The 1414-nt window shown below is 41.0% G+C and carries 1 protein-coding gene; it reads right to left on the reverse strand.

Going from position 1 to position 1414, the window contains the following annotated elements; genetic code table 11:
• Positions 1-13: 13 nt before the first annotated feature.
• Entirely contained in the window at positions 14-1327 is a 1314-nt protein-coding gene (locus CJF42_RS25970; RefSeq protein WP_095369368.1) for an IS4 family transposase, read from the reverse strand.
• Positions 1328-1414 lie beyond the last annotated feature (87 nt).

Genomic DNA, 1414 nt, shown 5'->3' on the forward strand with positions numbered 1-1414 from the left:
CAACACCATTCAGTTAAGCATGTTTTCGCTGAATGGTGTAACTGGTTTTAGAAATTCTAACGGTCCTTGGTTTGGGCCGTTTTCTTTTTTTAGGTAGCACAAACCTTTTCACCTTAACTCGCATCGCTTTGAGTTTACTCGGGATTGTGCCTGGCTTCGCTATTGCACACCACAGCAATTCATCTTGAATATAGCGCAGTGCCATGGTGAAGCTGATACGCAATGGTGGAACTTCCGCTTCTTTCGCTATCTGACTTATCTCAACTCGCACAAGATTATACGCAATCAATATCCCCCAAAGCTCTTGATAGATACCTGTTACCGTTTGACTACGCAATATCATCGAATTCTCAAGCTGTTGGCATTTTATTTCACCATAACCGTTTTCGATTTCCCATCGCTCCCAATAGACATGAAGTAGGTCATCCTTTGGGTATAATTCAGTATCAAGTAATGAGGTGATAAACCCTTTAATTTTACCTTTAGGCTCCTTATAAGTCACCATCCTAGCTTGCCAAGTCTCTGGCAAGCTAGGGTCTTGTTTCCTCGCATGCCCTGAAACATTCATCTCAACGAGACAATCTCCATCGCTGTATTCTTCAATAATTTTAAATCGTGTATTTGATTTTATCGGAGTCAACCAGTGGCTATCTGTATGCGTTTTTTGCCAATTAATCATTAACTCTGCTGATAAATAGCACCGGTCAAATAGCGTAAGGCTTTGCTTAGGAATATTGAGGGACTTGGTGTGTGTGATTTCTCCTTTTGCGCAAGGGCCAAAAGCAACATCATGAATTAATCGACTGCGTAATGACATTAACGCACATAAGCGAAGCATTGGATATTCAGTATGATTGTCTTTGCTATGTTTTATATAGCCAAAATGCTCCGCAAGCTCTGGTGAATCGGGGGTGCGAAAGCAAGTACCATCTACAGCAAAGAGTTGCAGCCCGTTCCAAACATCTTCGGTATCTTCTTGTTTTACCCAATGCGCTGCCGTTAAGTTAAAAAGCTCATCTAACGGCTCTTTTCCTAATCTTAAACGTGCTTGGGGAACGGCACTTGGTGCAACCGTGTCACCTAACTCATCTGTTAATGATAAATCTAATTTACTCACAACATCATTAATTGAACGGTCCCGATACAAGCCCATACCGACAATTAGCCAAACGACAAGCTCTGCGGGTAATTTCCTGCGTCTGATGCTCGCTTTGTTCGTTGTTTTTAATACGGTTTCAATCCACTCAAGCGGTAAACTTTTTTGAAAAATATTTAAGCTCTCAGGCTCTGAAAAAGTTTGGACATCATCCAACCACATAGATAACATAAAAAAATAGCCCCATCAAAAGATGGAGCTATTCTCGTATGATCATTTTATCTGTCAACCGATCGTTTTCTTAACTGATCAGTGTTG

The organism is Pseudoalteromonas sp. NBT06-2 (assembly GCF_002276045.1).
Classification (GTDB): Bacteria; Pseudomonadota; Gammaproteobacteria; order Enterobacterales; family Alteromonadaceae; genus Pseudoalteromonas.

Coding starts and splice junctions, on each gene's coding strand:
- CJF42_RS25970 (WP_095369368.1), bottom strand. CDS start 1,327: ATGTTATCTATGTGGTTGGATGATGTCCAAACTTTTTCAGAGCCTGAG.